Source organism: Streptomyces fragilis (assembly GCF_003112515.1).
Taxonomy (GTDB): domain Bacteria; phylum Actinomycetota; class Actinomycetes; order Streptomycetales; family Streptomycetaceae; genus Streptomyces; species Streptomyces fragilis.
Map to the genome: position 1 here is coordinate 37,721 of NZ_BEVZ01000008.1, position 24,526 is coordinate 62,246.

17 protein-coding genes, 4 tRNA genes and 1 other RNA gene are annotated in these 24,526 nt (G+C 74.0%); 10 read left to right on the top strand and 12 right to left on the bottom strand.

Annotated elements, in window-relative coordinates; translation table 11 throughout:
- Window positions 1–173: 173 nt before the first annotated feature.
- The 4 genes from Sfr03f_RS24720 to purS all read right to left on the bottom strand — a co-directional run bounded on the left by Sfr03f_RS24720 (window position 174) and on the right by purS (window position 4,382).
- Window positions 174–983 carry a sterol carrier family protein gene (locus Sfr03f_RS24720; protein ID WP_108956267.1) on the bottom strand — a complete coding sequence of 270 codons (810 nt, stop codon included), beginning with the start codon at window positions 981–983 and terminating at the stop codon, window positions 174–176.
- A gap of 179 nt (window positions 984–1,162) precedes the next feature.
- The gene (gene purL / locus Sfr03f_RS24725; RefSeq protein ID WP_108956269.1) at window positions 1,163–3,424 is read right to left on the bottom strand and encodes a phosphoribosylformylglycinamidine synthase subunit PurL; all 2,262 of its coding nucleotides are present in this window, start codon (window positions 3,422–3,424) and stop codon (window positions 1,163–1,165) included.
- A complete protein-coding gene (gene purQ, locus Sfr03f_RS24730; protein ID WP_108956270.1) occupies window positions 3,421–4,122 on the bottom strand; it encodes a phosphoribosylformylglycinamidine synthase subunit PurQ in 702 nt (233 codons plus the stop codon). Before purQ ends, purL begins: the two co-directional genes overlap by 4 nt.
- Window positions 4,119–4,382 carry a phosphoribosylformylglycinamidine synthase subunit PurS gene (purS, locus tag Sfr03f_RS24735; protein WP_108956272.1) on the bottom strand — a complete coding sequence of 88 codons (264 nt, stop codon included), beginning with the start codon at window positions 4,380–4,382 and terminating at the stop codon, window positions 4,119–4,121. Before purS ends, purQ begins: the two co-directional genes overlap by 4 nt.
- Before the next feature lie 404 nt (window positions 4,383–4,786).
- On the opposite strand from purS, the gene Sfr03f_RS24740 reads away from it, so the two are divergent.
- From Sfr03f_RS24740 to Sfr03f_RS24775, 8 genes are all read left to right on the top strand, one after another.
- Complete coding sequence (locus Sfr03f_RS24740; protein ID WP_108956274.1) at window positions 4,787–5,107, top strand: histone-like nucleoid-structuring protein Lsr2; 321 nt, start codon at window positions 4,787–4,789, stop codon at window positions 5,105–5,107.
- Between the two features lie 119 nt (window positions 5,108–5,226).
- Window positions 5,227–5,298, top strand: a tRNA-Gly gene (locus Sfr03f_RS24745).
- An 88-nt stretch (window positions 5,299–5,386) separates the two neighbouring features.
- Window positions 5,387–5,462 (top strand) — tRNA-Gly (locus Sfr03f_RS24750).
- Window positions 5,463–5,625: 163 nt separating this feature from the next.
- Window positions 5,626–6,642, top strand: a complete 1,017-nt coding sequence (locus tag Sfr03f_RS24755; RefSeq protein WP_108956276.1) for an ABC transporter ATP-binding protein — start codon at window positions 5,626–5,628, stop codon at window positions 6,640–6,642.
- Window positions 6,639–7,457, top strand: coding sequence for an ABC transporter permease (locus Sfr03f_RS24760; RefSeq protein ID WP_108956278.1), 819 nt, complete (start codon window positions 6,639–6,641; stop codon window positions 7,455–7,457). The genes Sfr03f_RS24755 and Sfr03f_RS24760 overlap by 4 nt, the downstream gene beginning before the upstream one ends.
- Window positions 7,458–7,501: 44 nt before the next feature.
- Window positions 7,502–8,896 carry a sensor histidine kinase gene (locus Sfr03f_RS24765; RefSeq protein ID WP_108956280.1) on the top strand — a complete coding sequence of 465 codons (1,395 nt, stop codon included), beginning with the start codon at window positions 7,502–7,504 and terminating at the stop codon, window positions 8,894–8,896.
- Window positions 8,893–9,507 (top strand): response regulator transcription factor, encoded by a 615-nt coding sequence (locus Sfr03f_RS24770; protein WP_108956282.1) that lies wholly within the window; start codon window positions 8,893–8,895, stop codon window positions 9,505–9,507. Before Sfr03f_RS24765 ends, Sfr03f_RS24770 begins: the two co-directional genes overlap by 4 nt.
- A 23-nt stretch (window positions 9,508–9,530) precedes the next feature.
- Window positions 9,531–9,606 (top strand) — tRNA-Gly (locus Sfr03f_RS24775).
- Window positions 9,607–9,663: 57 nt separating this feature from the next.
- Here the strand turns inward: Sfr03f_RS24775 and Sfr03f_RS24780 are convergent.
- The 6 genes from Sfr03f_RS24780 to ffs all read right to left on the bottom strand — a co-directional run bounded on the left by Sfr03f_RS24780 (window position 9,664) and on the right by ffs (window position 19,023).
- Entirely contained in the window at window positions 9,664–10,563 is a 900-nt protein-coding gene (locus Sfr03f_RS24780) for a phosphoribosylaminoimidazolesuccinocarboxamide synthase (RefSeq protein WP_108956284.1), read from the bottom strand.
- Between the two features lie 142 nt (window positions 10,564–10,705).
- Window positions 10,706–12,160: a N,N-dimethylformamidase beta subunit family domain-containing protein gene (locus Sfr03f_RS24785; RefSeq protein WP_108956286.1), complete on the bottom strand. Its 1,455-nt coding sequence runs from the start codon at window positions 12,158–12,160 to the stop codon at window positions 10,706–10,708.
- Window positions 12,161–12,442: 282 nt separating this feature from the next.
- Entirely contained in the window at window positions 12,443–14,800 is a 2,358-nt protein-coding gene (locus Sfr03f_RS24790; protein WP_245967738.1) for a hypothetical protein, read from the bottom strand.
- Window positions 14,801–15,093: 293 nt separating this feature from the next.
- Entirely contained in the window at window positions 15,094–16,347 is a 1,254-nt protein-coding gene (gene purD, locus Sfr03f_RS24795) for a phosphoribosylamine--glycine ligase (protein ID WP_108956290.1), read from the bottom strand.
- Window positions 16,348–16,448: 101 nt separating this feature from the next.
- Window positions 16,449–18,848 (bottom strand): DNA polymerase III subunit gamma and tau, encoded by a 2,400-nt coding sequence (locus Sfr03f_RS24800; RefSeq protein WP_108956291.1) that lies wholly within the window; start codon window positions 18,846–18,848, stop codon window positions 16,449–16,451.
- 76 nt (window positions 18,849–18,924) lie between these two features.
- Window positions 18,925–19,023, bottom strand: an RNA gene (ffs, locus tag Sfr03f_RS24805) — signal recognition particle sRNA small type.
- 71 nt (window positions 19,024–19,094) lie between these two features.
- On the opposite strand from ffs, the gene Sfr03f_RS24810 reads away from it, so the two are divergent.
- Window positions 19,095–19,182, top strand: a tRNA-Ser gene (locus Sfr03f_RS24810).
- Between the two features lie 331 nt (window positions 19,183–19,513).
- Complete coding sequence (locus Sfr03f_RS24815) at window positions 19,514–21,562, top strand: SpoIIE family protein phosphatase (RefSeq protein WP_245967739.1); 2,049 nt, start codon at window positions 19,514–19,516, stop codon at window positions 21,560–21,562.
- A 158-nt stretch (window positions 21,563–21,720) separates the two neighbouring features.
- On the opposite strand, the gene Sfr03f_RS24820 is transcribed toward Sfr03f_RS24815, so the two are convergent.
- Both Sfr03f_RS24820 and Sfr03f_RS24825 read right to left on the bottom strand, forming a co-directional pair.
- Window positions 21,721–22,650 (bottom strand): calcium-binding protein, encoded by a 930-nt coding sequence (locus tag Sfr03f_RS24820; RefSeq protein WP_108956295.1) that lies wholly within the window; start codon window positions 22,648–22,650, stop codon window positions 21,721–21,723.
- 210 nt (window positions 22,651–22,860) lie between these two features.
- Window positions 22,861–24,510: a bifunctional NAD(P)/FAD-dependent oxidoreductase/class I SAM-dependent methyltransferase gene (locus tag Sfr03f_RS24825; protein ID WP_108956297.1), complete on the bottom strand. Its 1,650-nt coding sequence runs from the start codon at window positions 24,508–24,510 to the stop codon at window positions 22,861–22,863.
- Window positions 24,511–24,526 lie beyond the last annotated feature (16 nt).

The window sequence follows — 24,526 nt, forward strand, 5'->3', positions numbered from 1 at the left end:
TCAGAGGGGTTCTCGGAGGGTGAGGTGACGGCGTCGGCGGGCGGTGGCGGTGGCGGGCGGGGATCTCCGGGGGGCCGCACGAGTGAGACGTCGCACACCCGCCGGTCCACGGAGCGGACAGGCGCGTCCACGGACCGTGACCCGCGGACCGCGGGCCGACCGCGTCGGAGTGGTCAGGCGATCACGGGCAGCCACGGGGACAGGTCGGCGCGCTCCCCGCTCGCGGACACCGCGCCCGCCTCCCGGGCCTGCTCCCAGCCGAGCCGGCCGGAGGCGAGACGGAGCCAGGTCAGCGGGTCGGTCTCGACCACGTTGGGGGGCGTGCCCCGCGTGTGCCGCGGCCCCTCCACGCACTGCACGACGGCGAACGGGGGCACCCGGACCTCGGTGGAGCCGCCCGGGGCGGCGTGCGCGAGGGCGTCGGCGAGGACCCGGACGGCCGCGGCGAGGGCCTGCCGGTCCTGGGGCGTCCGCGGGCCGTCCACGGCGGCCAGAGCGGCGTTCAGGTCGTCGGTGTGGACGGCGAGTTCGACGCAGCGGGTGGCCAGGTGGTCGGTGAGCGTGAGGGCGCCGGTCCGGCCGGCGAGGAGGCGGCGGCCGGGGTGGGCCTCCAGGTCCCCGGTGAGCCGCTCGGCGGTCTCCGTGCAGAGGGCGTCCAGGTCCGGGTGCGCCTCGGCGAGGTTTCGGGCGGACGCGGCGATGCTCTCCGCGTGCCGGGCGGCGGTGACCGTCCAGGTGGCGGGGATCAACTCGGCCTTCGGCGGCTCGGGAAGGTCGAGCAGGCGGCTGGTACTGGCGACGGCGAAGGCGATGTGGGCGACGAGGTCACGGACCGTCCAGTCGCCCATCCCGGCGGGGGCCGCGAGCTGCTCGGGCGTCAGGTCCCCGACCGTCCGGCGGACGTTGGCGAACTGGGCCAGTACCGCGGTGCGGGTGCGCAGCGGGTCGTAGGTGCGGGGCTTCTTCCGCGTGCCGGGTGCCATGCGGGCGAGCGTAACGGTTCCTCAGCGGGGGCCGGACGCGCAGGCACCGGCGCCGCACGCGCGGGCGCACCCGGGGCCGCACGGGACTGGCGCCCGAGGCCGCGCGCGGGCACACGGCGCCGGACGCGGAGGCACCCGGCGCCGCGCGGGGCGGGCCGGGTGTCTCGGGGTGGGCCGGGTCAGGCGAGCAGACCCTCGATCACGCCCTCGTGGGCGGACCGCAGTTCGGCCAGCGGGAGCGTGAACTCGCCCTGGACCTCGACCGCGTCGCCGTCGACCACGCCGATCCGGGTGGCCGGCAGGCCCCGCGCACCGCACATGTCCGTGAAGCGCAGTTCCTCGGAGCGCGGCACCGACACGATGGCGCGCCCCGCGGACTCGGAGAACAGGAAGGTGAACGCGTCCAGCCCGTCCGGCACGACCAGCCGCGCGCCCGTCCCGCCCTCGAGGGCGGACTCGACCACGGCCTGGATCAGGCCGCCGTCGGACAGGTCGTGGGCGGCGTCGACCATGCCGTCACGGGAGGCGGAGATCAGGATCTCGCCGAGCAGCCGCTCACGCTCCAGGTCCACCTTGGGCGGCAGGCCGCCGAGGTGGTCGTGGATCACCTGCGACCAGGCCGAACCGCCGAACTCCGGCTCGGTGTCGCCGAGCAGGTAGATCAGCTGGCCCTCCTCGCGGAAGGCGGCCGGGGTGCGGCGGGCCACGTCGTCGATCACGCCGAGCACGGCGACGACCGGCGTCGGGTGGATGGCCGCCTCGCCCGTCTGGTTGTAGAGCGAGACGTTGCCGCCGGTGACCGGGGTGCCGAGCTGGAGGCAGCCGTCGGCCAGGCCGCGCACGGCCTCCACGAACTGCCACATCACCGCCGGGTCCTCGGGGGAGCCGAAGTTGAGGCAGTCCGAGACGGCCAGCGGCTTGGCGCCGGTGGCGGCCACGTTGCGGTAGGCCTCGGCCAGCGCCAGCTGCGCGCCGGTGTACGGGTCGAGCTTGGCGTAGCGGCCGTTGCCGTCCGTGGCGATGGCGACGCCGAGGCCGGTCTCCTCGTCGACCCGGATCATGCCGGAGTCGCCCTCGGTGCGGGCGAGGACCGTGTTGCCCTGCACGAGGTGGTCGTACTGGGAGGTGATCCACGCCTTGGAGGCCTGGTTCGGGGAGCCGACCAGCTTCAGGACCTGGGCCCGCAGCTCGTCGGAGCTCTCCGGACGGGGCAGCTTGGCGGCGTCGTCGGCCTGCAGCGCGTCCTGCCAGTCGGGGCGCGCGTACGGGCGGTCGTAGACCGGGCCCTCGTGGGCGACGGTCCGCGCGTCGACGTCGACGATCTTGCCGCCGTGCCAGTAGATCTCCAGGCGGTCGCCGTCGGTGACCTCGCCGATGACGGTGGCGATGACGTCCCACTTCTCGCAGATCTCGAGGAAGCGGTCGACCTTCGCCGGCTCGACCACGGCGCACATGCGCTCCTGCGACTCGCTCATGAGGATCTCCTCGGGCGAGAGCGTGGAGTCGCGCAGCGGCACGTCGTCGAGCTCGACGCGCATGCCGCCGGAGCCGTTGGAGGCGAGCTCGGAGGTGGCGCAGGACAGACCGGCCGCGCCGAGGTCCTGGATGCCGACGACGAGCTTCTCCCGGAAGGCCTCCAGGGTGCACTCGATGAGCAGCTTCTCCTGGAAGGGGTCGCCGACCTGGACGGCGGGGCGCTTCGACGGCTTGGCGTCGTCGAAGGTCTCGGAGGCGAGGATGGACGCGCCGCCGATGCCGTCACCGCCGGTGCGGGCGCCGTAGAGGATGACCTTGTTGCCGGCGCCGGACGCCTTGGCCAGGTGGATGTCCTCGTGGCGCATCACGCCGATGGCACCGGCGTTGACCAGCGGGTTGCCCTGGTAGCAGGCGTCGAAGACGACCTCGCCGCCGATGTTGGGCAGGCCCAGGCAGTTGCCGTAGCCGCTGATGCCCGCGACCACGCCGGGCAGCACGCGCCGGGTGTCGGGGTGGTCGGCCGCGCCGAAGCGCAGCGGGTCGACCACGGCGACCGGGCGGGCGCCCATCGCGATGATGTCGCGCACGATGCCGCCGACGCCGGTCGCGGCGCCCTGGTAGGGCTCCACGTACGACGGGTGGTTGTGCGACTCGACCTTGAAGGTCACCGCGTAGCCCTGGCCGACGTCGACCACACCGGCGTTCTCGCCGATGCCGACCAGCATCGCCTCGGACTGCGGGGCCTTCTCGCCGAACTGGCGGAGGTGGACCTTGGAGGACTTGTAGGAGCAGTGCTCGGACCACATCACCGAGTACATGGCGAGCTCGGCGCCGGTCGGGCGGCGGCCGAGGATCTCGCGGATGCGCGCGTACTCGTCCTTGTTCAGGCCGAGTTCGGCCCAGGGCTGCTCCACGTCGGGGGTCGCGGCCGCGTGCTCGACCGTGTCCAGAGGGGTGCGGCTCATGCGGTGACCAGCTTCTTGAGGATCGAGGTGAAGAACGGCAGACCGTCGGTGCCGCCGCCGGTGAGGGACTCCACGGCGTGCTCCGGGTGCGGCATCAGGCCGACGACGTTCCCGGCCTCGTTGGTGATGCCGGCGATGTTGCGCAGCGAGCCGTTGGGGTTGCCGTAGCCGTCGGCCTCCGGGCCGTCGGTCAGGTAGCGGAACGCGACCCGGCCCTCGGCCTCCAGCTTGTCGAGCGTGTACTCGTCGGCGGTGTAGCGGCCGTCGGCGTTCTTCAGCGGGATCAGGATCTCCTGGCCCGCCGCGTAGTCCGACGTCCAGGCGGTGTCCGCGTTCTCCACCCGCAGCTTCTGGTCACGGCAGACGAAGTGCAGGTGGTTGTTGCGCAGCATCGCGCCGGGCAGCAGGTGCGTCTCGGCGAGGATCTGGAAGCCGTTGCAGATGCCCAGGACCGGGAGACCGGCCTTGGCCTGCTCGATCAGCGTCTCCATCACGGGCGAGAACCGCGAGATGGCGCCGGCCCGCAGGTAGTCGCCGTAGGAGAAGCCGCCCGGCAGGATGACGGCGTCGACCTGCTTGAGGTCCTTGTCCTTGTGCCACAGGGCGACCGGCTCGGCCCCGGCGATGCGGACCGCGCGCTGGGCGTCACGGTCGTCGAGGCTTCCGGGGAAAGTGACGACTCCGATACGGGTGGTCACTTCGCCGCCTCCGCGACTTCCTCCACCTTGACGGTGAAGTCCTCGATCACGGTGTTCGCGAGGAAGGATTCGGCGAGCTCGTGGATACGGGCGAGGGCCGCATCGTCGACGGGACCGTCGACCTCGAGCTCGAAACGCTTTCCCTGACGGACGTCGGAGATGCCCTCGAAACCGAGGCGCGGCAGCGCGCGCTGGACCGCCTGGCCCTGGGGGTCGAGGATCTCCGGCTTGAGCATGACGTCGACTACGACGCGTGCCACTGGCACTCCCGATGTGTGGTGCTGAGCAGGTTCCTTCAGACTACCCGGACAAAATTTCTACGCGGGTAGATTAGTAGGAAACTACGTGTTCCGCATCACTTCAGGATGAGTCTTTCCTTGATCCTTCCGGGCATTGCCGAACCTGACGGCCGGACCGCCGGACCGCCGGAAAAAGGAGGCGGTGATTCTCCCGGATTTCACGCCGCGACCCGCGAAACGATTTCCCCGCACTTCCCCTTATGGCGACGAGCCCTGTACAAAGTAATTGTCGGCCGGAGGACATTCGGCCGTGACAACCGGACGACCCGGTGATCCACGGCGCGTCCCGGACGACGTTCGGGCACGTCACGCCCTTCGGCGGCATCCGGGAACCGACGGGGTCCCGCAGGAAAGGACCGATATTCGTGGCTCAGCGTGTCGTGGTCACCCTCTCCGACGACATCGACGGCTCACCGGCGGCGGAAACGGTCGCTTTCGGCCTCGACGGCCGGACGTACGAGATCGACCTGAACGAAACGAATGCCGGGAAGCTGCGCGACGCGCTCGCCCCGTACGTGGAGGCGGGCCGCAAGCGCGCGCGTTCCGGGAACGTCTACCGGCAGACCGAGGTGGCGCCCGACCCGGCGGCCGTGCGGGCCTGGGCCCAGGCGCACAGCCTGGAGGTGCCGGCCCGCGGCCGCATCCCCAAGCGGGTCTACGAGGCGTTCGCGGCGGCCCGGGACTGACGGGCCGCGGGGTGCCGCGCGCGCCCCTCCGGGGAATGGACTTGCGCAGCACCCCGGGTGATCAGTTAGAGTTCAGGCACGCCGAGGGGCGAGGCCGGAAGGCCGAAACCCCGAACCGTGCGGGTGTAGTTCAGTAGTAGAACACCCCCCTTCCAGGGGGGAGGCGCAGTGTGCGATCCCTGTCACCCGCTCTCCATCGGCCCATCCGGTCCGGAGTACCCCTCCGCATCCGGTAGGCTGGTGCTCGCACCGATCGGTGAAAGCCGGTCGGGAGCAATTGCGGACGTAGCTCAGTTGGTAGAGCGCAACCTTGCCAAGGTTGAGGTCGCGAGTTCGAGCCTCGTCGTCCGCTCCAGTTCCGAAAGGCCCCGGTCACTCGACCGGGGCCTTCGGCGTTTTCCGTGGTCGGGACCGAGGTCAGGCCGCCCCGGAGCCGGCATCCCGCCCCTGACATTTGTCATACGAGCCGATGACAGCAGGCACTGTCGGCGGTCCCCGCCCGGCGAAATGCTGTGGCCATGGACATCAGCGAACGCGAGCGGGTGATCGAGGTCACCGACCTGCGCCGCGTCTACCAGGGCGGCTACGAGGCGGTTCGGGGCATCTCCTTCTCGGTGGGCCGGGGCGAGATCTTCGCGCTGCTCGGCACCAACGGTGCGGGCAAGACCTCGACGGTGGAACTGCTGGAAGGCATGGACCGCCCGGCCGGCGGCCGGGTCCGGGTCCTCGGGCACGACCCGTACACGGAGCGCGCGGCCGTCCGTCCGCGGACCGGCGTGATGCTCCAGGAGGGCGGCTTCCCCTCCGAGCTGACGGTGGCGGAGACCGCGCGGATGTGGGCCGGCTGCACCAGCGGCACCCGGCCCGAGAGCGAGGTGCTCCAGCTGGTCGGCCTGCGCGGACGCGCGGACGTGAAGGTCAAGCAGCTCTCCGGCGGCGAGCGCCGCCGCCTGGACCTGGCACTGGCCCTGCTGGGCGACCCCGAGGTGCTGTTCCTCGACGAGCCGACCACCGGCCTGGACGCCGAGGGCCGCAGGGAAACCTGGGACCTGGTGCGTGCGCTGCGCGACCGGGGCACCACCGTGCTGCTGACCACGCACTACCTGGAGGAGGCCGAGGACCTCGCCGACCGGCTGGCCATCCTGCACGACGGCCGGATCGCCGTCTCCGGGACGCCCGCCGAGGTGACCGCCACCCGGCCCTCCCGGATCTCCTTCGAGCTGCCCGCGGGGCTCCTGCCGGGGGACCTGCCGCCGCTGGCCCCGATGGGCGTCGTCGACCACCGGACCGAGGGCCCGCTGCTGCGCCTGCACACCCGTGAACTCCAGCGCACCGCCACCGCGCTGCTGTCCTGGGCCGCCGCCGAGGGCGTCGAGCTGCGCAGGCTCGACGTGCGCTCCGCCTCCCTGGAGGAGGCGTTCCTCGACATCGCCCGCGAGGCCGGCGGACGCCGCGACCCCGCAGCCGCAGCCGCCGCCGACACGGACGCACGCCTGGGTGAGGACACCGCCCGGGAGACGGAGAGGACCGCATGAGCATCCCCACCACCACCGCCGCCACCGCCGCCGGACCCGTCCGCCGGGGCACGACCACCCCCGTCGGCCGCCTGCGGGCCCTGGCCCGGGCCGAGTTCACGCTGCTGCTGCGCAACCGCAGCGCGGTGATCACGGCGCTGCTGATCCCGCTGGTGCTGCCGTTCAGCGTCCAGCAGGGCATGCGCGAGATCGATCTGGCGGCCCACGGGCTCAGCCTGGGCGTGATGATGCTGTCCGCCGGCATCGGCTTCTCGATGCTCTTCGCCGTCTACGCCACCCTGGTCTCCACCTACGTCTCCCGCCGCGAGGAACTGGTGCTCAAGCGGCTGCGCACCGGTGAGGCGTCCGACGCCGAGATCCTCGGCGGGACCGCCGCCCCGGTGCTGGCCGTCAGCCTGGCCCAGTCGCTGCTGCTGGGCGTCGCCTGCGCGGTGCTGCTGGACATCGGCGCCCCGCGTGCTCCGCACCTGCTGGTGCTGGGCGTGGTCCTGGGCGCCCTGCTGTGCGCGGCGCTGGGCGCGGCCACGGCCGGCCTCACCAGGACGGTGGAGAGCAGCCAGGTCACCTCGCTGCCGTTCCTCTTCGTGACGGCGGTCACGTCCGGGATGGCCTTCCCGACCGAGGTCATGCCCGACCGGATCGCCGCGGTGCTCGATCTGCTGCCGCTGTCACCGGCGATCCGTCTGGTCCGCGACGGCTGGCTCGGCACCATGACGGCCGGTGAGGCGCTGACCGCCGTGGCCACCGCCCTGGCGTGGATCGCGCTCGGGATGTTCGCCGTGCGACGCTGGTTCCGCTGGGAACCGCGGCGCTGAGAAGCTCGGGCCTGACGGCGCCGACGGAGAAGAGGGAACGACGCGTGCGGCAGTGGTGGGGGAAGAAGAGCACTCCGGCGAAGGTGGAGACGTACACGCGGTGGTCATTCCACGGCTTCGCGCTGGCCGAGGCCGCGGCCGCTGCCTCGCTGGCCGCGCCCCTCGGGTTCCCCGACGCGGTGCCCGTGCTCCTGGTCGTCCTCGCCCACGCCGCCCTGTGCGCGGTGACCGCCTCCCGGGCCCTGGACTGGACCCGCGGCACCCGTGAGCAGCCGCGGCGCCTGCTGACCGCCCTCGGGGTCATGACCGGCGCGGTGGCCGTGACGTCCCTGCTGCTGGCGGCACGGGTGGAGGAGGACGCCTACCAGGAGGCGGCGGGCGCGGTCTTCGCGCTGGTGCTGGCCTTCGGTGGCGGGATCCTGGTCCTCGGCGTCCGCGACCGGGCCCGGATCCCCGCGGCCGTGGCCGGGTTCGGCGTGGGGACCGGGGCGGTGACGCTGGCGGACGGCGCGCCCGTCGCCGTCGCCGTGGTCGTCTCCCTCGTCGTGCTGCTCGTCACCGGCTTCATGGCCTTCACCTCCGTCTTCACCGTCTGGCTGCTCAACGCCGTCTACGAGCTCGACGAGGCCCGGGAGAACCGGGCCCGGCTGGCCGTGGCCGAGGAGCGGCTCCGGTTCGGACGGGACCTGCACGACGTGCTGGGACGCAACCTCGCGGTCATCGCGCTGAAGGCCGAACTGGCCGTGGAACTGGCGCGCCGCGGACGGCCCGAGGCGGTGGACCAGATGACCGAGGTGGAACGGATCGCGCAGGAGTCGCAGCGCGAGGTGCGGGCGGTGGTGCGCGGCTACCGCAGGGCCGACCTCGGGACCGAGATCGCCGGCGCGCAGGGCGTGCTGGAGGCGGCCGGGATCCACTGCGAAGTGTCCGTGGCCGGCGGGGAACTGCCGGCCGAGGTGCAGTCCGCGCTGGCCTGGGTGGTGCGGGAGGCGACGACCAACGTGCTGCGGCACGGGAACGCCCAGTGGTGCGCGGTGACCGCCGCGACGGAGGAGGGACGGGTGACGCTGGTGGTGGAGAACGACGGCGCCGACGGCGCCGAGGACGCCGCGGGCACGGGCGGCTCGGGGCTCGCCGGGCTCCGCGAGCGGCTGGCGGCGGTGGGCGGCACGCTCACCGCGGGCCGGGTCGACGGCGGCGACCGGGCGGGCGGCACTGTGGGTGACGGCGCGGGCAGCGCGAGCGGTGGCGCGGGTGGTGCGGGCAGCGCGAGCGGCGGCGGTGCGAGCGGCGCCGCGGGCGGTGCGGGCGGTGGCGGTACGAGCGGCGCTGCGGGTGGTGCGGGCGGCGGTGGCACCTTCCGGCTGGTCGCCGAGGTGCCGGTCGGGGGACTCGGCCGCGGGGCCGACGCCCGCGACCTGCTGGAGGCCGCCCCGTGAGCGCGCCCGTACGCCTGCTGCTCGCCGACGACGAGCACCTGATCCGCGGCGCCCTGGCCGCGCTCCTCGCCCTGGAGGAGGACCTGGTGGTGGTCGCCGAGGCCGCCACCGGCCCGGAGGCGCTGGCCATGGCCCGGGCGCACCGGCCCGACGTGGCCGTTCTCGACCTGCAGATGCCGGGGGCGGACGGTGTGAAGGTGGCCACAGCACTGCGCTCCGAACTGCCGGAGTGCCGGGTGCTGGTGGTGACCAGCCACGGGCAGCCGGGCCACCTGAAGCGGGCGCTGGCGGCGGGGGTGCGCGGGTTCGTGCCGAAGACGGTGAGCGCGCGCCGCCTGGCCGAGATCATCCGCACCGTGCACGCGGGGAACCGTTACGTCGACCCGGAGTTGGCGGCCGACGCGATCTCCGCCGGGGACTCGCCGCTGACCGCGCGGGAGGCCGAGGTGCTGGACCTGGCCTCGGACGGGGCGCCCGTCACCGAGATCGCGGAGCGGGCCGGGCTCTCCCCCGGGACGGTCCGCAACTACCTGTCCTCGGCCGTCTCCAAGCTGGGGGCGGAGAACCGTCACACAGCGGCGCGTACCGCTCGTGAGCGAGGTTGGGTATAGTTGCTCTCGCGCCACGGCGCAAGGCGGACGTAGCTCAGTTGGTAGAGCGCAACCTTGCCAAGGTTGAGGTCGCGAGTTCGAGCCTCGTCGTCCGCTCCAGTCCCGAAGGCCCCGGTCACTCGACCGGGGCCTTCGGCGTTCCGGGGCTCCGGGGTCTCAGCTCCAGGTGAGGCCGGTCAGGCGCTCGTAGGCCTCGACGTACTTGGCCCGGGTCGCGTCGACGATCTCCTGCGGGAGGGCCGGCGGCGGCTGCTCGCCGTGACGGTCCCAGCCGGAGGCGTCCGAGGTCAGCCAGTCGCGGACGAACTGCTTGTCGTAGGACGGCTGGGCGTGGCCCGGCTCCCAGACGTCGGCCGGCCAGAAGCGGGAGGAGTCCGGGGTGAGCACCTCGTCGGCGATGATCAGCCGGTCGCCCTCGAACCCGAACTCGAACTTGGTGTCGGCCAGGACGATCCCGCGGTCGCGGGCGACGTCACGGGCGCGGCCGTAGACGGCGAGCGTGGTCTGGCGCAGCAGCGCGGCGACCTCGGCGCCGACCTTGCGGGCGACCTCCTCGTAGGAGACGTTCTCGTCGTGCTCGCCGACCTCGGCCTTGGTGGCCGGGGTGAAGATGGGGGCGGGCAGCGCGGAGCCGTCCACCAGCCCCTCGGGCAGGGCGAGACCGCAGACCGTGCGGGACTCGCGGTACTCGGCCAGGCCGGAGCCGGTCAGGTAGCCGCGTGCCACGCACTCCACCGGCACCATCTCGAGGTTCTTGCAGATCATGGTGCGGCCCGCCCAGTCGGCGGGCGCGCCGGCCGGCACCTCGGTGCTCAGCACGTGGTTGGGCACCAGGTCGGCGAGCTGGTCGAACCACCACAGGGAGAGCTGGGTCAGCACGCGCCCCTTGTCCGGGATCTCGGTGGGCAGCACCCAGTCGTAGGCGGAGATGCGGTCGCTGGCGACCATCACGAGGTCGCCCGCCTCGTTGCGGTACAGATCGCGCACCTTGCCGGTGTGCAGATGCACCAGGCCCGGCACCTGCACCGGCTCGGGCTTTTCGACGAATCCGGACACGGTTCCTCCCCGTGGTTTGGTCCAATGCCCCCGATTCTCCCGTACCGGGAGATCCGAGGCAGGCCGGGGGGCCTGGGGCGGGGCAGGGCGCGGGACGGGGTGCGTGGTGCGGCGTCCGTCCCCGGCCCGTGAGGGGAACCGTTCAGTCCCGTTTGCAGACGCGGTCCAGCAGGTTGGCGGTGACCTTCTGGATCCGCGGGTCGACGTGGCCGGGCCGGTCGAGGGCCGGGGACCAGGCGAACGTCCCGGAGGCGAAGACCAGCGCGCCGGAGGGCGCGCGGTACAGCGAGGTCTCCTGGTGGCGCCTGACGCCGCCGGCATCCGGGTACGGCGAGTGGGCGAGGAGCACCCGCTCGTCGTGGGCGGGCAGCGGGGCGCGGGGGAAGTAGCGGTCGGCCTCGCCGGCGACCAGCCCGGGGATCTCCTCGCCGTCGGTGACCCCGGCGCCGTCCCACAGCCAGTGGCCGGCGTTGCGGACGATCAGCGGGGCGGGCTCGGGCACCGGTCCGCCGTACTGGATGCCGAGGAGTTCCTGCTCGGGGCGGTCGATCTCCCGCCAGAGCACCGGACGGCCCGGTCCCCGGCGCTTGCGGCAGGTGAGCAGCCGGTCCGGCTCCCCGGGGGCGGAGGGGCCCAGCTCCACCTGCCAGTACAGGGTGTTGGCCGACAGGAAGACCAGGGAGGTGCCCTGGTCGCGGGCGAGCTCCACGGTCCGGCGCATCGGCCGGGACCAGTACTCGTCGTGCCCGGGGAACACCAGTCCGCGGTAGCGGCCCGGGTCGACGCGGCCGGCGTGCAGGTCGCGGGCGTCGGCGTAGGCGAGGTCGTAGCCGTAGCGCTCGGCCCAGCGGATCACGTCGTAGGCGTGGCCGACGTGCAGGGGGAGTCCGGCGCCCGCGTAGGGGCGGTCGAAGGACACCGTGGTGGCCGCGCCGGACTCGCCGAGCAGCCGGCCCTCGTCGTCCCAGGCGTGGTAGAGGCTGGCGCCGGTGACGCCGTCCTCCGGGTACAGGTTGTAGGCCTGCCAGGTGATGTCGGGCAGCAGGAGCAGCAGGTCGGCGGGGCGGTTGTCGCGGACCGTGAAGGGGACGTGGGACCGGTGGCCGTCGGCGGTGGTCAGCACGGCGACGTACGCGCCGGGCTGCCAGTCGGCGGGGACGGTGAGCCGCCAGGACAGCCACCAGTGGTGGCAGGAGACGGTCCGGTCGGCGACCAGCGGCGGGGGCTGCACCAGGCCGGCCAGCCGGGGACTGCTCGTCACCTTGGTCGCGCCGTCGCCGCCGTAGTGGCCGATCCGGTAGACGTCGATGCCGAACTCCTGGGGCGGCTCGACGGTGACGCGGAAGTCGATCGGCTCCCCCGGCGCGACGGCGCCGGGCGAGGCGAAGCCCTTGATCTGGCGGCGCACGTCGTCGGCGGGGCGGGGTCCCGCGGGGCGCGGGCCCGGCTCGTCGACGTACCAGGGGACCACCTGGCCGGTGTCGTCGAAGTACGTCTCGCCGCCGCGCAGCCACGGTAAGGGGCCCAGGCCGAACGGGTCCGTCACGCCGTGCGCCAGTGCCCCCGACTCCCAGCGGCGGATCCGCTCCGGGCCCATGTACCGCTCCCCCTCCCTGGTGTTCGTCGTGCGTCCCGGCCCCCTGCCGGTCGGTGCCGTCCCCGCTTCCCGCGGCGGGCGGCGCCCTTCCCTTCCGTGCCGGGCCCGTGCCCGCCACCCTCCCTCGGCGGGCGGTGCCCTTCCCTTCAGTGCCGGGCCCGTGCCCATGCCCGCCCTCGGCGGGCGGCGCCTTCCCTTCCGTGCCGGTCGGTGCCGCCTTTCTCCCTCGGCGGGCGGCGCCTTGCTCTTCCGTGCCGGGCGGGCCGGGCGCCCCCGGCGCGGTCACCCCAGCCGTACCGGTTTCTCCGCGCGGACGCCCAGGTCGCGCAGCCAGGCCCGCAGGGGCACGGCGTCCCCCTCCTCGACCAAGGTCAGGACCCGCGCGCCCAGGTCGGCGACGCGCTCGCCGCGCACCAGGAGGGCGGGGCCGTCCAGCCAGTCCAGCCCCGGCGCCGCTCCGGCCGTGTCGACGGCGGCGCAGCAGACCATGGCGGTGACGTGGTCGGCGAGCAGGTCCCGGCCGGAACGGGGCGGCGGGGGCGGCAGCAGCGGCAGCCGCCCGTCGTCCCACCAGGTCGACCCGGCGCCCGGCCCCCCGGCGGCGGCCGCGGGCCCGCCGCCACCCTCCCGCGCGGCGTGGGCCTCCTCGCGGGCCAGCTCGGCGGTGATCCCGGCGGCCAGCGTGGCGGCGCGCTCGTTGTCCTGCAGCGGGTCGCCGTCGTCGGGGTCGTCGGCCCCCGGCCAGGGGTGGGCGGTCCCGGGGGTGGGGGTTGGGGTGGCGGAGGCGGCTGGCGGTGTCGCGTCGGCGTTGTCGCCAGGGATGCCCCCCGGGGTGCCGCCCTCGGGCACGGTGCCGGTGGGCGGCGTCGGGGCGGCGGCCGGGGACGCCTGGTCCGGGCTGGGGTGCGTGGTGGGACCGGGGACGGCGGAGGGACGGCCGGTGCCGGAGGTGGTGGGGCCGGGGGCGGGACCCTCGGCATCAGAGGCATGCCCCGAGGCGGCGGGACGCTCGGCGGAGGTGGGACGGCCCGAGTCCGGAGCGGTGGGACCGTCGGCGCCGGCGGCACGACCCGAGTCCGAGGCGGCGGAACCGTCGGCACCGGAGGCACGACCCGAGTCCGGAGCAGCGGAGCCGTCGGCGGCGGAGGGACGGCCCGAGTCCGGAGCAGCGGGACCGTCGGCGGCGGAGGGACGGCCCGAGTCCGGAGCAGCGGGACCGTCGGCGGCGGAGGGACGGCCCGAGTCCGGAGCGGCGGAACCGTCGGCGCCGGCGGCACGGCCCGGGTCCGAGGCGGCGGAACCGTCGGCACCGGAGGCACGACCCGAGTCCGAGGCGGCGGAGCCGTCGGCGGCGGAGGGACGACCCGGGTCGGGGGCGGTGGGGGTGGTGAGGTGGTCGAGGACGCGGGAGAGGGTGCGGTCGCCGGGGGTCTGGTGGGGGCCCAGCGCGTCCAGGACGCGGTGGAGCCGGTCGGCGTCGGCGCGCCAGGCACGGTCCACGACCTCCTCCGGGTACTCCTGCCACTCCACCGGGGCCCACTTCCCGCAGGATCCCGCGGAGGCGCCGTGGAAGAGGCGGGCCGCCAGCAGCGAGGTCGCCTCGTCGATCGCGCCCGGCTCCTCCAGCAGGTCGCAGGCGGGCCGGTCGCCGAGCCGGGAGGCGAACCCCCCGGCCAGCCGGTCGCGGCGGGACAGTTCGGTGAGCGCGGCGACCACGCCGACGTCAAGACGGGCCGGCCAGCGCCGCATCCGCCAGGCCGGCTGCGCGACCCGGGTGAGCAGCCGGTCCCAGCCCGCGTAGGCGAGCCCCACCTGCTCCTGGGCGACGACCCGCAGCCCGTGGTCCACAGCCTGTGCACGCTCGGCGGCCGCCGCGGCCACCCCGCGTTCCATCTCCGCGGCGTGCGGCGCGCAGCCGCGCAGCATCAGCCGCACCACCCGGGCCACCCCGCCCAGCACCAGCCGGGCCGGCCCGCTGCGCTGCGGGTCCGCGGTCACGGCCATCGCGGCGTCCAGACCACGCACGAAGCGGCGGGCCGCGGCTATGTCCGGGTGGGCGGAGGGGCCCGTGCCGGCCACGACGGGGGCCAGCACCGCACGCAGTTCGCCCACCCGCATCCACCACAGGAAAGGCGAGCCGATCACCAGGACCGGAGCCGTCCGGTCACGCCGGTGCGGATCGGCCAGTCTGCGCAGCAGCGAGGTCCCGCGGCCGGAGGCGGCCGCGTGCGCCGGGTGCGAGCGGTCCTCCAGCCAGCTGTCGCAGTCCGGGGTCAGCTCTATGGAGGAGGGCGCCGGGACGCCCAGCCGGTCGGCGAGGTCACGGACCAGCCGGTAGAGGTCGGGCGCCGATCGCTCCGGGATCGGCACCGTGGGGCTGGTGGCCGGACGGGAACGGGCGACGACCAGCGAGACGACGGCCGCGGCGGCGAGGACCAGCAGCGCCAGGACGCCGGTCACCAGGCGGACGACGTCCCAGACGGGCCCGGTGAACCGCCCGGTGGCGTTCCCGGTCAGCAGCACCACGCACACTCCGGCGGGCAGCAGCGCCGCCGCCAGCGCCCAGCCCCGCACGCGCAGCACGGCGAGCGCCCGTGAACGCGCACCCGGTGCGCCGGTGTCCATGCCCGTACCGGTCACGACCGGACCTCACCCCCTCACGTGTGCGTCGCCTGTCCGTCGCCTGGCCGCGTTGTCCATGCCCCCACTGTGGCACCGGGCCAGGACAGCGCAATGCCTGTGGGCCAAGTGCCGGAACGCCCGCGGGGCACACTAGCCAGGGTCCGGACCTCAGTCAGCCATACCGGCCATCGCTCACTCGATGGAATGGCTTTGGGGAAAGGTGGATGACGCAGCGCAAAGATCAGGCCCCGGATTCCGGTGCCTCGACGAGGCAGGGAATCCGGGGCCTGTGGCTCCCGCGCGGCGGTGCGTCAGGCGTCCATGGCCGCCTTGAGCGCGATGTCCGTGCGGTGCTGGGACCCGTCGAGGTTGATCCGGGCCACCGCCGTGTAGGCGCGGTCGCGGGCCTCGGTGAGGTCGGAGCCGGTCGCGGTGACCGACAGCACCCGGCCGCCGGCGCTGACCACCGCGTCGCCCTCGCGCCGCGTGCCGGCGTGCAGCACGTAGGCGTGCGGGGCGTCCTTCTCGGCGACCTCGTCCAGACCGGTGATCGGGTCCCCGGTCCGGGGGGTGCCGGGGTAGTTGTGCGAGGCGACGACCACGGTGACCGCGGCCTCCTCGCTCCAGCGCAGCGGCTCCAGGTCGCCCAGGTTCTCCGTGGCGGCGGCCATCAGCACACCGGCCAGCGGGGTCCTCAGCCGGGCCAGGACCACCTGGGTCTCCGGGTCGCCGAAGCGGGCGTTGAACTCGATCACCCGCACGCCGCGCGAGGTGATCGCCAGGCCCGCGTACAGCAGGCCGGAGAACGGGGTGCCGCGGCGGCGCATCTCGTCGACGGTCGGCTGGAGCACCGACGCCGTGACCTCGTCGACCAGGGCGGGGTCGGCCCAGGGCAGCGGGGAGTAGGCGCCCATGCCGCCGGTGTTGGGACCCTGGTCGTCGTTGAGCGCGCGCTTGAAGTCCTGCGCGGGCTGCAGCGGGACCACGGTGGTGCCGTCGGTGATGGCGAAGAGGGAGACCTCCGGACCGTCCAGGTACTCCTCGACGACCACGCGTTCGCAGGCGGCGGCGTGGTCCTTGGCGGCCTGGAGGTCGTCGGTGACCACGACGCCCTTGCCGGCGGCGAGGCCGTCGTCCTTGACGACGTAGGGCGCGCCGAACGCGTCCAGCGCGTGGGCGACCTCCTCGGCGGTGGTGCACACGTAGGAACGGGCGGTGGGCACCCCTGCGCCGGCCATCACGTCCTTGGCGAACGCCTTGGAGCCCTCCAGCCGCGCGGCCTCGCCGGACGGGCCGAAGACCGGGATGCCGGCCGCGCGGACGGCGTCGGCGACGCCTGCCACCAGCGGGGCCTCGGGACCGACCACCACCAGTTCGGCTTCCAGCCGCCGGGCGAGCTCGGTGACGGACGCGCCGTCGTTGGCGTCGACCGCGTGCAGCTCCGCCACCTCGGCGATACCTGCGTTGCCGGGGGCGCAGTGCAGCGCGGTGACGGCGGGATCGAGGGACAGGGAGCGGCACAGGGCGTGTTCGCGGGCACCGCTGCCGATGACGAGGACCTTCACGTGCTCAGCCTAACGGGCGCGCCGGGCACCTCTTGTAGACCCCGCCCAGCGTGGACGGCCACCGGTGTCGGAGCTTCCTCCGAATCGGCGGGCGACGGCCGCTATTCGTGCACGACCTCCTCGACGACCGTCGCGCCGAGCTCCCGCACGATCAGCTCGTGGCCGGAGAGGGCGGACTCGTCGAGGTCCGGGTCGTCCGGGGCCGGCATGTCGTCCTCGGGCGCCACGATTCTTCGCGGCTCGGGGGCGGGAGCGGGCGGCTGCTGCCGCGCGGGCGCGGCCGGGCGGTCCTGCCGGGGGCCGGGGGGCTGCTGCTGCGCCTGCGGGGGCGCGGCGGGTGCCTGCTGGGGCGGCGCGGGGCGCTGGTACGCCGGGGCACCGCCGCCCGCCGGGGCGCCTCCGGGCTGTCCGCCGCCGAAGCCGCCGCCTCCGAAGCCACCGTCGGGACCGCCCCCGGGCTGTCCGCCGCCGTGGCCGCCCCCGGGCTGCCCGCCGAAGCCGCCGCCCCCGTAGGCGCCGCCGCCGTGACCGCCGCCGCCCCCTGCCGGCGGCGCGGAACCGCCGCTGGGGTCGATCACGGCGTCGATCTTCCACTGGACGTTGAACTCCTCGGCCAGCGCCGCCCGCAACACGTCCTCGCTGCCGCTGCCGGAGAAGTTGTCACGGGCGCCGGCGTTGACGAAGCCGATCTGGAGCGTCGTACCGTCGAAGCCCGCCACGTGCGCGTTCTGGCTGAGCAGGATCCAGGTGAACCGGCGGCGGTTCTTCACCGCCTCGAGGATGTTGGGCCACAGGGTGCGCGGGTCCAGCCCGCCCGCGGGCGGCGCCTGCAGGGGCGCGGCGGCGGGCGCTGACGGGGCCGCGCCGTGGGCCGCGGCCGGGGCCTGCGGGTGCGCCGGGGCCTGCGCCTGGGCGGGCGCGGACGGGCGCGCCGCGGGTGCGCCGCTGCCCGCGGCAGCCGCGGTGGGCCAGCCGCCGGGGCGGCGACCGCCGCCGGCGGGGGCGGCCGTGGGCCACGCGCCGGGGGCCGGAGCGCCCTGGGCCGCTGCCTGTTCCGGAGCGGGGGCGGGTACCTGGGCGGCGGCGGGAGCCTGGTGGGGGGCGGGAGCCTGCGGCGGCGGCGCGGCGGCCGGAGCCGGCGGCTGACCGGCGGGCATGCCGTGCTGCGGGCCCGCGTGGGGCCCGGGCTGCGGCGCCCCCTGCGGACCGGCGTGCGGGACCGCCTGCGGACCGGGCTGCGGGGCGCCGCCGGGACGGACCGCGGCCCGGGCGGCCCCGGGCCCGTGCGCGTCGGGTCCCGGCGCGTACCCCATGGCGGGGGCGCCCGCGCCCGCCGAGAAGTTGATGCCCCGCTCCATCCGGTCGAGCCGCGCCATCAGCGACCGCTCGTCCCCGTACGCGGCGGGCAGCAGCACCCGCGCGCAGATCAGCTCGAGCTGCAGGCGCGGCGAGGCGGTGCCCCGCATCTCGCCGAGGCCCTCGTTGACGATGTCCGCCGCGCGGCTCAGCTCGGCCGGGCCGAACACCGACGCCTGCGCCGCCATCCGCTCCAGCACGTCGGCCGGGGCGTCGATCAGCCCCTTGTCCGCCGCGTCCGGGACCGCCGCCAGGATCACCAGGTCGCGCAGCCGCTCCAGCAGGTCCGCCACGAAGCGCCGCGGGTCGTTGCCGCCCTCGATGATGCGGTCGACCACCTCGAAGGCGGCCGCCCCGTCACCGGTGGCGAACGCCTCGACGACGGAGTCCAGGAGGGAACCGTCCGTGTAGCCCAGCAGCGAGGTCGCCATGGCGTACGTCACGCCGTCCTCCCCCGCGCCGGCCAGCAGCTGGTCCATCACCGACATCGAGTCACGCACCGAGCCGGCGCCCGCGCGGACCACCAGCGGCAGCACGCCCTCCTCGACCGGGATCTCCTCCTTGCCGCAGACCTCGCCGAGGTAGTCGCGCAGCGTGCCCGGCGGGACCAGGCGGAAGGGGTAGTGGTGCGTCCGGGAGCGGATGGTGCCGATGACCTTCTCGGGCTCCGTGGTCGCGAAGATGAACTTGAGGTGCTCCGGGGGCTCCTCGACCACCTTCAGCAGGGCGTTGAAGCCCTGCGGGGTGACCATGTGCGCCTCGTCGATGATGTAGATCTTGTAGCGGCTGGACGCCGGGCCGAAGAACGCCTTCTCCCTCAGCTCACGGGCGTCGTCCACACCACCGTGCGAGGCGGCGTCGATCTCGATGACGTCGATGGAGCCGGGGCCGTTGCGCGCCAGGTCGCGGCAGGACTGGCACTCGCCGCACGGCGTCGGGGTGGGGCCCTGCTCGCAGTTCAGGCAGCGGGCCAGGATGCGGGCGCTGGTCGTCTTGCCGCAGCCGCGCGGGCCGCTGAACAGGTACGCGTGATTGACCCGGTTGTTCCGCAGCGCCTGCTGCAGCGGGTCGGTGACATGCTCCTGCCCGATGACCTCGGCGAAGGACTCGGGACGGTAGCGGCGGTACAGCGCGAGAGACGACACGCCTACGAGGTTATAGGCGAGCGCCGACATACCGGAGGGCCTGTGGACAGCCCCACAGCGACCGCCCGAGGCCGGGAACGCAAGCGCCCCCCACGCACCCGCCAGAGCCGACCTACCCTTGCTGCCTTCCGGCCCTGGGGGGGTTCAGTCAGATAGCGCCACGTGAGGGGCTCCGCACAGGGTACCCGATCCGGCCGGGGAGAACGAGTTCGCGACCACTGTCTCGAGTCATGTAATGTTCTTCCCGGAGGATTCGCCTAGAGGCCTAGGGCGCACGCTTGGAAAGCGTGTTGGGGGCAACCCCTCACGAGTTCGAATCTCGTATCCTCCGCCAGTGCCTCACCGGGCACGATGTCGAAGGGCCCCCTGGAAACAGGGGGCCCTTCGACGTTGTCCCGGACCTCGTTGCCCTGTCTCTGTCCACAACGAGGCCTTCGGGCGCTCCCCGGTCCTGTATCTCGATCGCCTCGCGCGCGCCCCGCCGGCCTGCTCGGCCCCATTGCGCCTCCCTCACGCATCACAGGACAAAGGGGATAATCCCCACCATGGACACGGCAGTCCGTCAGCCGGCCTCCGCGGCGAACACGACCCGCCGGCCGGCGGAGCCCCGCCGCACACCCGCATCATGAGAGGAAGACCTCGGTATGAAGCGTCTGGAACGCCTCATGACTACGGTGATGCAGGAGACCGGCGCTTCAGCCGGTCTGCTCTACCTGCTGCCTCCCGGGGAGCGGACTCTGTGGCTCGCCCTCGCAGCGGGTATTCCGGAGCGCATCACGGCGCCTGTGGACCGCGTCTCCGTGGATTCCGTGTTCCCGGTGCCGGACGCCATGCGTCAAGGGCACCTGCTGTGGCGCAGCAGCCGGGAGCAGATCGCCCGCTACTACCCCCACCTGGGGCTCGCGGTGCCGTACGACTTCATGCTCGCCGCGGCCCCCTTCGTCAGCGGCACCGCGGTGCAGGGGGGTGTCGCGCTGCTGTGGCCCGTCAGGCATCCGCCGCGGCTCAGCTCGCACCAGCGCGAGGCGATCACCATGTTCTGCGAGGACGTGGTGACTCTTCTCGAGCGGAGCGAGGGCCGGGGCCGCCCGCTGCTGCCTCCCGCCGAACCCGTCCATCTCCTCCCGGCGGGCAAGGAGGTCGAGCACGCGTGGGCCTCGGCGGCACTCCGATGCGTCGAGCGGCTCCCCTTCGGCTGCTGCGCCCTGGATCTCGAGGGACGGATCACCTACATCAACTCCGTCGCGCTCGATCTCGTGGGCGCCGACGGCGTGTCCCTGACGGGTGCCCGTCCGTTCGAGGTGCTGCCGTGGTTGCACAACCCGGTCTCCGGAGACAGCTACCGGGCTGCGGTCGTCACCCGCCGGCCCACCTCGTTCACCGCGGTACGTCCTCCGGACAGACCACTTCGCTTCGACCTCTATCCCGACGACAGCGGCATCAGCGTCCACATCGCACCCACCGCGCAGCCGGTGGAGACCGTGCCGGCTCCCCTGTCCGGCAAACACACCGATGCGATGGCGCTCTACCACCTGATGCACCTGGCGACCACACTCACCGAAGCGCTGAGCGTGCGGGACGTGGCCAACGCGATCCGCGAACAGATCGTGCCCGCGTTCGAGGCCCAGGGCATGGTCCTCATGAGCGCGGACGAGGGCCGCCTGCACATCATCGGGCAACAGGGCTACAGCGCCGAGTTCCTCAGCCGTGTCGACGACACGAGCCTCGCGGCCGACACCCCGACCACGCGTGCCCTGCTCACCGGTGAAGCCATCTTCTTCTCCACCTCCGGCGACCTGCAGCGGGCCTTTCCCGACGCTCCCCGTCCCGAGTCGAGAAACGCCTGGGCCTTCCTTCCCCTGACCGTCTCCGGCCGCCGCATCGGTTCCCTCGTCCTCTCCTTCGACGAGCCCCGCCCTTTCCTCCCGGCCAGACGCGCTCTGCTCACCTCCGTCACCGGACTGATCGCCGAGGCCCTGGACCGCGCTCTCCTCTACGACACCAAACACGCACTCGCCCACAGCCTGCAGAGCTCCCTGCTGCCCCGCACGCTGCCCCGCATCGACGGCCTGGAAGCCGTGGCGCGCTATCGGCCCGGCGGGAGGGGGATGGACATCGGCGGCGACTTCTACGACCTCATCCAGGTTCCCCCGACCGCCACGGCGGCGATCGGCGACGTCCAGGGCCACAACGCCACCGCTGCGGCCCTGATGGGCCAGGTCCGCACCGCGGTCCACGCCCACGCCACCGTCGGCACGTCCCCCGGCGAGCTCCTCAGCCGCACCAACCGGCTCCTCACCGACCTCGACCCCGGCCTGTTCGCCAGCTGCCTGATCGCCAATCTCGACCTGGCCCACCACCGCGTCCGCCTCGCCAGCGCCGGCCACCCCCCACCCCTGCTGCGCCACCCCGACGGACACACCGACGTGCTGCGCCCGCGACCGGGACTGCTTCTCGGCATCGACCCCGACAACGACTACCCCACGACCGACATCCCCCTCCCGCCCGGCTCCGTGCTCGTCCTGTACACCGACGGGCTCGTGGAGATCCCCGGCACCGACATCGACGAGACCACCGACGCACTCGCCCGGCACCTCGCGCAGGCCCCGTGCCAGGACCTGGACGACCTCGCCGACGACCTCATCCGTCACGCCGAACGCTCCGCCCCCGGCCACGACGACATCGCCCTTCTGCTTCTCCGCACCACGAGGTGACGTCCCGGGCGCTTGCATGCTCCGTGCTCGCCCGCCAGGGCGGACGAGAGCCCCGACCGGATTCCGGTCGGGGCTCTCGTCGTCGCGTGGTCCGGTGGGACCGCACGCGGGCCGGCCCGGACCGCGTCAGCGGGTCCGGGCCGGCCAGGTGGGTGGGATCAGCGCACGTCCACGCAGTCACCGGTGGCGGTGACCGGCGGCGTGGTGGTGGTGCCCTCGAACTTGTAGCGGTAGCAGCGGTCGGTGGTGGCGGTGCGCGTCTGCTTCTCGACGCCCGCCTGGCTGCCGGTGCCGGTGCTGTGGCTGCTGGTGGTGGCGTACGAGCCGGTCAGGGAACGCTCCTGGAGACGGACGGTCTGCTGGGTGTAGCCCGCGTACTTGTGGGTGTCCCAGTTGGCGCGCGTCAGCGTGCCGGTGATCGTGATCGTCTTGCCCTTGGCGACGGGCTCGGGGGCCGCGTCGGTGCTCAGCCGGGACAGGCGCTTGAGGTACCAGGTCTTGGCGTTGTCGGTGTCCACGTCGGTGTCCGCGTCGGTGAACGCCCAGAGGGAGATCTTCCAGGCTCCGGCGTCCGCGTTCGTCAGGTCGTACTGGGGGTCGATCCTGAAGGTCGCCGTGCAGTTGAACGTGGTGGTGCCGGACTGGACGCAGGGGTCGATGTCCGCGTTGAACTCCTCGGAGGTCATGAACTGCTCCAGTCCGTCCTCGAGGTCGGTGCCGCGCCAGATCGACGCGTGGCTGCCGTAGAGCGTCGACCCGCCGCTGACCTTCCACTTCACGGTGATCGTCTGCGTGTTCGTCGTCCCGACGCTCGCGCTGTTGCCGCCGTTGACGGAGACGCCGGAGACGGTGGTGGAGGCGGCGGCGGTGCTGCTCGCGGTGAGGCCCTTGGGCGCGGCGGCCTTCGCCGCCGACGCGTCCGCGGCCGCGGCCCTGCTCTGCTTCAGCGCTCCGGCCGCGCCGGTCTCGCCCGCCATCGCGGACGGAGCGCCGAGCAGGCCGAGGGCGAGCCCGGAGGCGGCCAGGGCGCCGACGCCCAGGGTCACCTTCCTGCCGGACGTGAACTTCTTGCTGGCGTGCTGGGACATGAAGAGGCTCCGTTGTCGACTGTCGACGGGCGGATGCGGGTCGCGGACGGGCGGACCCGCATCACGCACGGCCGTCACGGCCGCACAGTCTTGATCGACGAAGCGGTGAATTGGTTGTACGCACGCGGCAGTTGGGGCGTGTGAGGCGCATCACCCCCCCTCGGCCGACGGGGCGGACGCCCCGCCGGAACCCGCCGCGCGTCTCGTCGCTCAGGCCGTGCGTCGGACCGCGCGCAGCACGACGTCGCTGACGTGGTGGGTGCTGACCGCGCCAGGGGGGCGTCGGCGCGTCTCGTGGGTCTCGACGTGCCAGGCGCCGGGATCCGCGGCGAGCGCGGCGGCGATCTCGTCGACTCCGACGAACGCCTCCGGGTCGTACATCCGGGTCCCGGTCGCCACGTCCACCGGGTCGTGCAGTGAGGTGAGGTCGTGGTGGACGACCAGGAGGGTACCGCCGGGGGCGACGGCGGCGAGCAGGCTGCGCAGGCCTCGCCGGTCGGGGGTGCGCTTGAACGAGCCGTACTGCAGGGAGACCAGGTCGAAGGTCTCGGCACCGAAGGGCGCGGGGTCGTTGACGTCGCCGCGGACGAGGGCGACCGTGAGCCCGCGGTGCTCGGCCTCGGCGCGGACCCTGGCGAGCGCGTTGCCGGAGATGTCGGTGGCGGTCACCTTCCAGCCGCGCTCGGCCAGCCACAGGGCGTCGGCGCCTTCGCCGGTGCCGACGTCGAGTGCGCGGCCCGGGGCCAGGGAAGCGACCTCGTGGACGAGCGTGCCGTTGGGGTTGCCGCTCCAGGCCCGGTCGGGACCCCCGTAGCGGTGGTCCCAGTCGGCCTCCTCGCCCGAGCGCCTGGCGGCGGCGCGCAGATCCTCCTCGGCGAGACTGAACGCGATCATGGCGCCGACCTGGCTGCCCTGGGCGGCCGACGGCAGCACCTGCAGGCTCGGATCGGTGACGTTGCCGGCCGCGTAGACCCCCGGTACGGCGGTCTCACCGCGCGCGTCGACGGCGAGGACGTCGCCGGCGCCGGTCGGGTGCGGGGTGGCGGTGAGCCCGCACCCGGCCAGCACGTCGACGCGTGCCCTGAAGCGCGAGCCGACCACGACGGCGTCGGCCTCCAGGACGCGGCCGTCGCCGAGCTCGACCCCGGACACCTCGCCGTCCGGCCCGGTGAGGACCCGCCGCACCTCGCTGCGCTCGATCGCGACGCCGGAGGCGGCGAGCGCGTCGACCGCGCCCTCGTCGAGCCCGGCCGGCTCGTGCAGCACGACGGTCAGCCGGTCGGTCAGGTGCCGGAACAGCGGGGTCGGGTGGAGCCCCAGGGGGTGCGTGACGATCTGCACCAGGCGCTGGTCGCGCACCTCGAAGCCGTGGCAGAACGGGCAGTGGATCACGCCGCGCCCCCAGCCCTCGGCGACGCCGTCGATCGCGGGGAGTTCGTCGGACAGGCCGGTCGCGGCGAGGACGCGACGGGCCACCAGCGCGTGTCCACCGGTGAGGTCGAGCCGGAACCGGCCGTCGTCGCGACGGTGCACCCCCACGACCCGGCCGGGGAGCACCTCCCCGCCGTGGGCGCGCACCTCCGCGCGCCCGATCTCCATCAGCTCGCCGGGCGCGGCGCCCTCGTGCCCCAGGTAGCCGTGCATGTGCGCGGCGGGGGCGTTGCGCGGGGTGCCGTCGTCGACCACGACGACGCCGCGCCGCTGGCGGGAGAGTTGCAGGGCGGCGGCGAGACCGGCGGCCGAGCCGCCGATCACGGCGACGTCGCAGTGACGCTCGGTGGTGCGGGGCGCGGTGTGGCCGGCCTGCCCGGTGGGCGCGGACGAGGCCTGGTCCTGACCGTGGGTGGGGTGCTCGCTCATGAAATCGACCGTACTG

What these genes read in the sequence shown, in the direction of transcription:
- Sfr03f_RS24720 (WP_108956267.1), bottom strand. Translation starts at nt 983, where the DNA reads ATGGCACCCGGCACGCGGAAGAAGCCCCGCACCTACGACCCGCTGCGC.
- purL (WP_108956269.1), bottom strand. Translation starts at nt 3,424, where the DNA reads ATGAGCCGCACCCCTCTGGACACGGTCGAGCACGCGGCCGCGACCCCC.
- Sfr03f_RS24755 (WP_108956276.1), top strand. Translation starts at nt 5,626, where the DNA reads ATGGACATCAGCGAACGCGAGCGGGTGATCGAGGTCACCGACCTGCGC.
- Sfr03f_RS24760 (WP_108956278.1), top strand. Translation starts at nt 6,639, where the DNA reads ATGAGCATCCCCACCACCACCGCCGCCACCGCCGCCGGACCCGTCCGC.
- Sfr03f_RS24785 (WP_108956286.1), bottom strand. Translation starts at nt 12,160, where the DNA reads ATGGGCCCGGAGCGGATCCGCCGCTGGGAGTCGGGGGCACTGGCGCAC.
- Sfr03f_RS24815 (WP_245967739.1), top strand. Translation starts at nt 19,514, where the DNA reads ATGACTACGGTGATGCAGGAGACCGGCGCTTCAGCCGGTCTGCTCTAC.
- Sfr03f_RS24820 (WP_108956295.1), bottom strand. Translation starts at nt 22,650, where the DNA reads ATGTCCCAGCACGCCAGCAAGAAGTTCACGTCCGGCAGGAAGGTGACC.
- Sfr03f_RS24825 (WP_108956297.1), bottom strand. Translation starts at nt 24,510, where the DNA reads ATGAGCGAGCACCCCACCCACGGTCAGGACCAGGCCTCGTCCGCGCCC.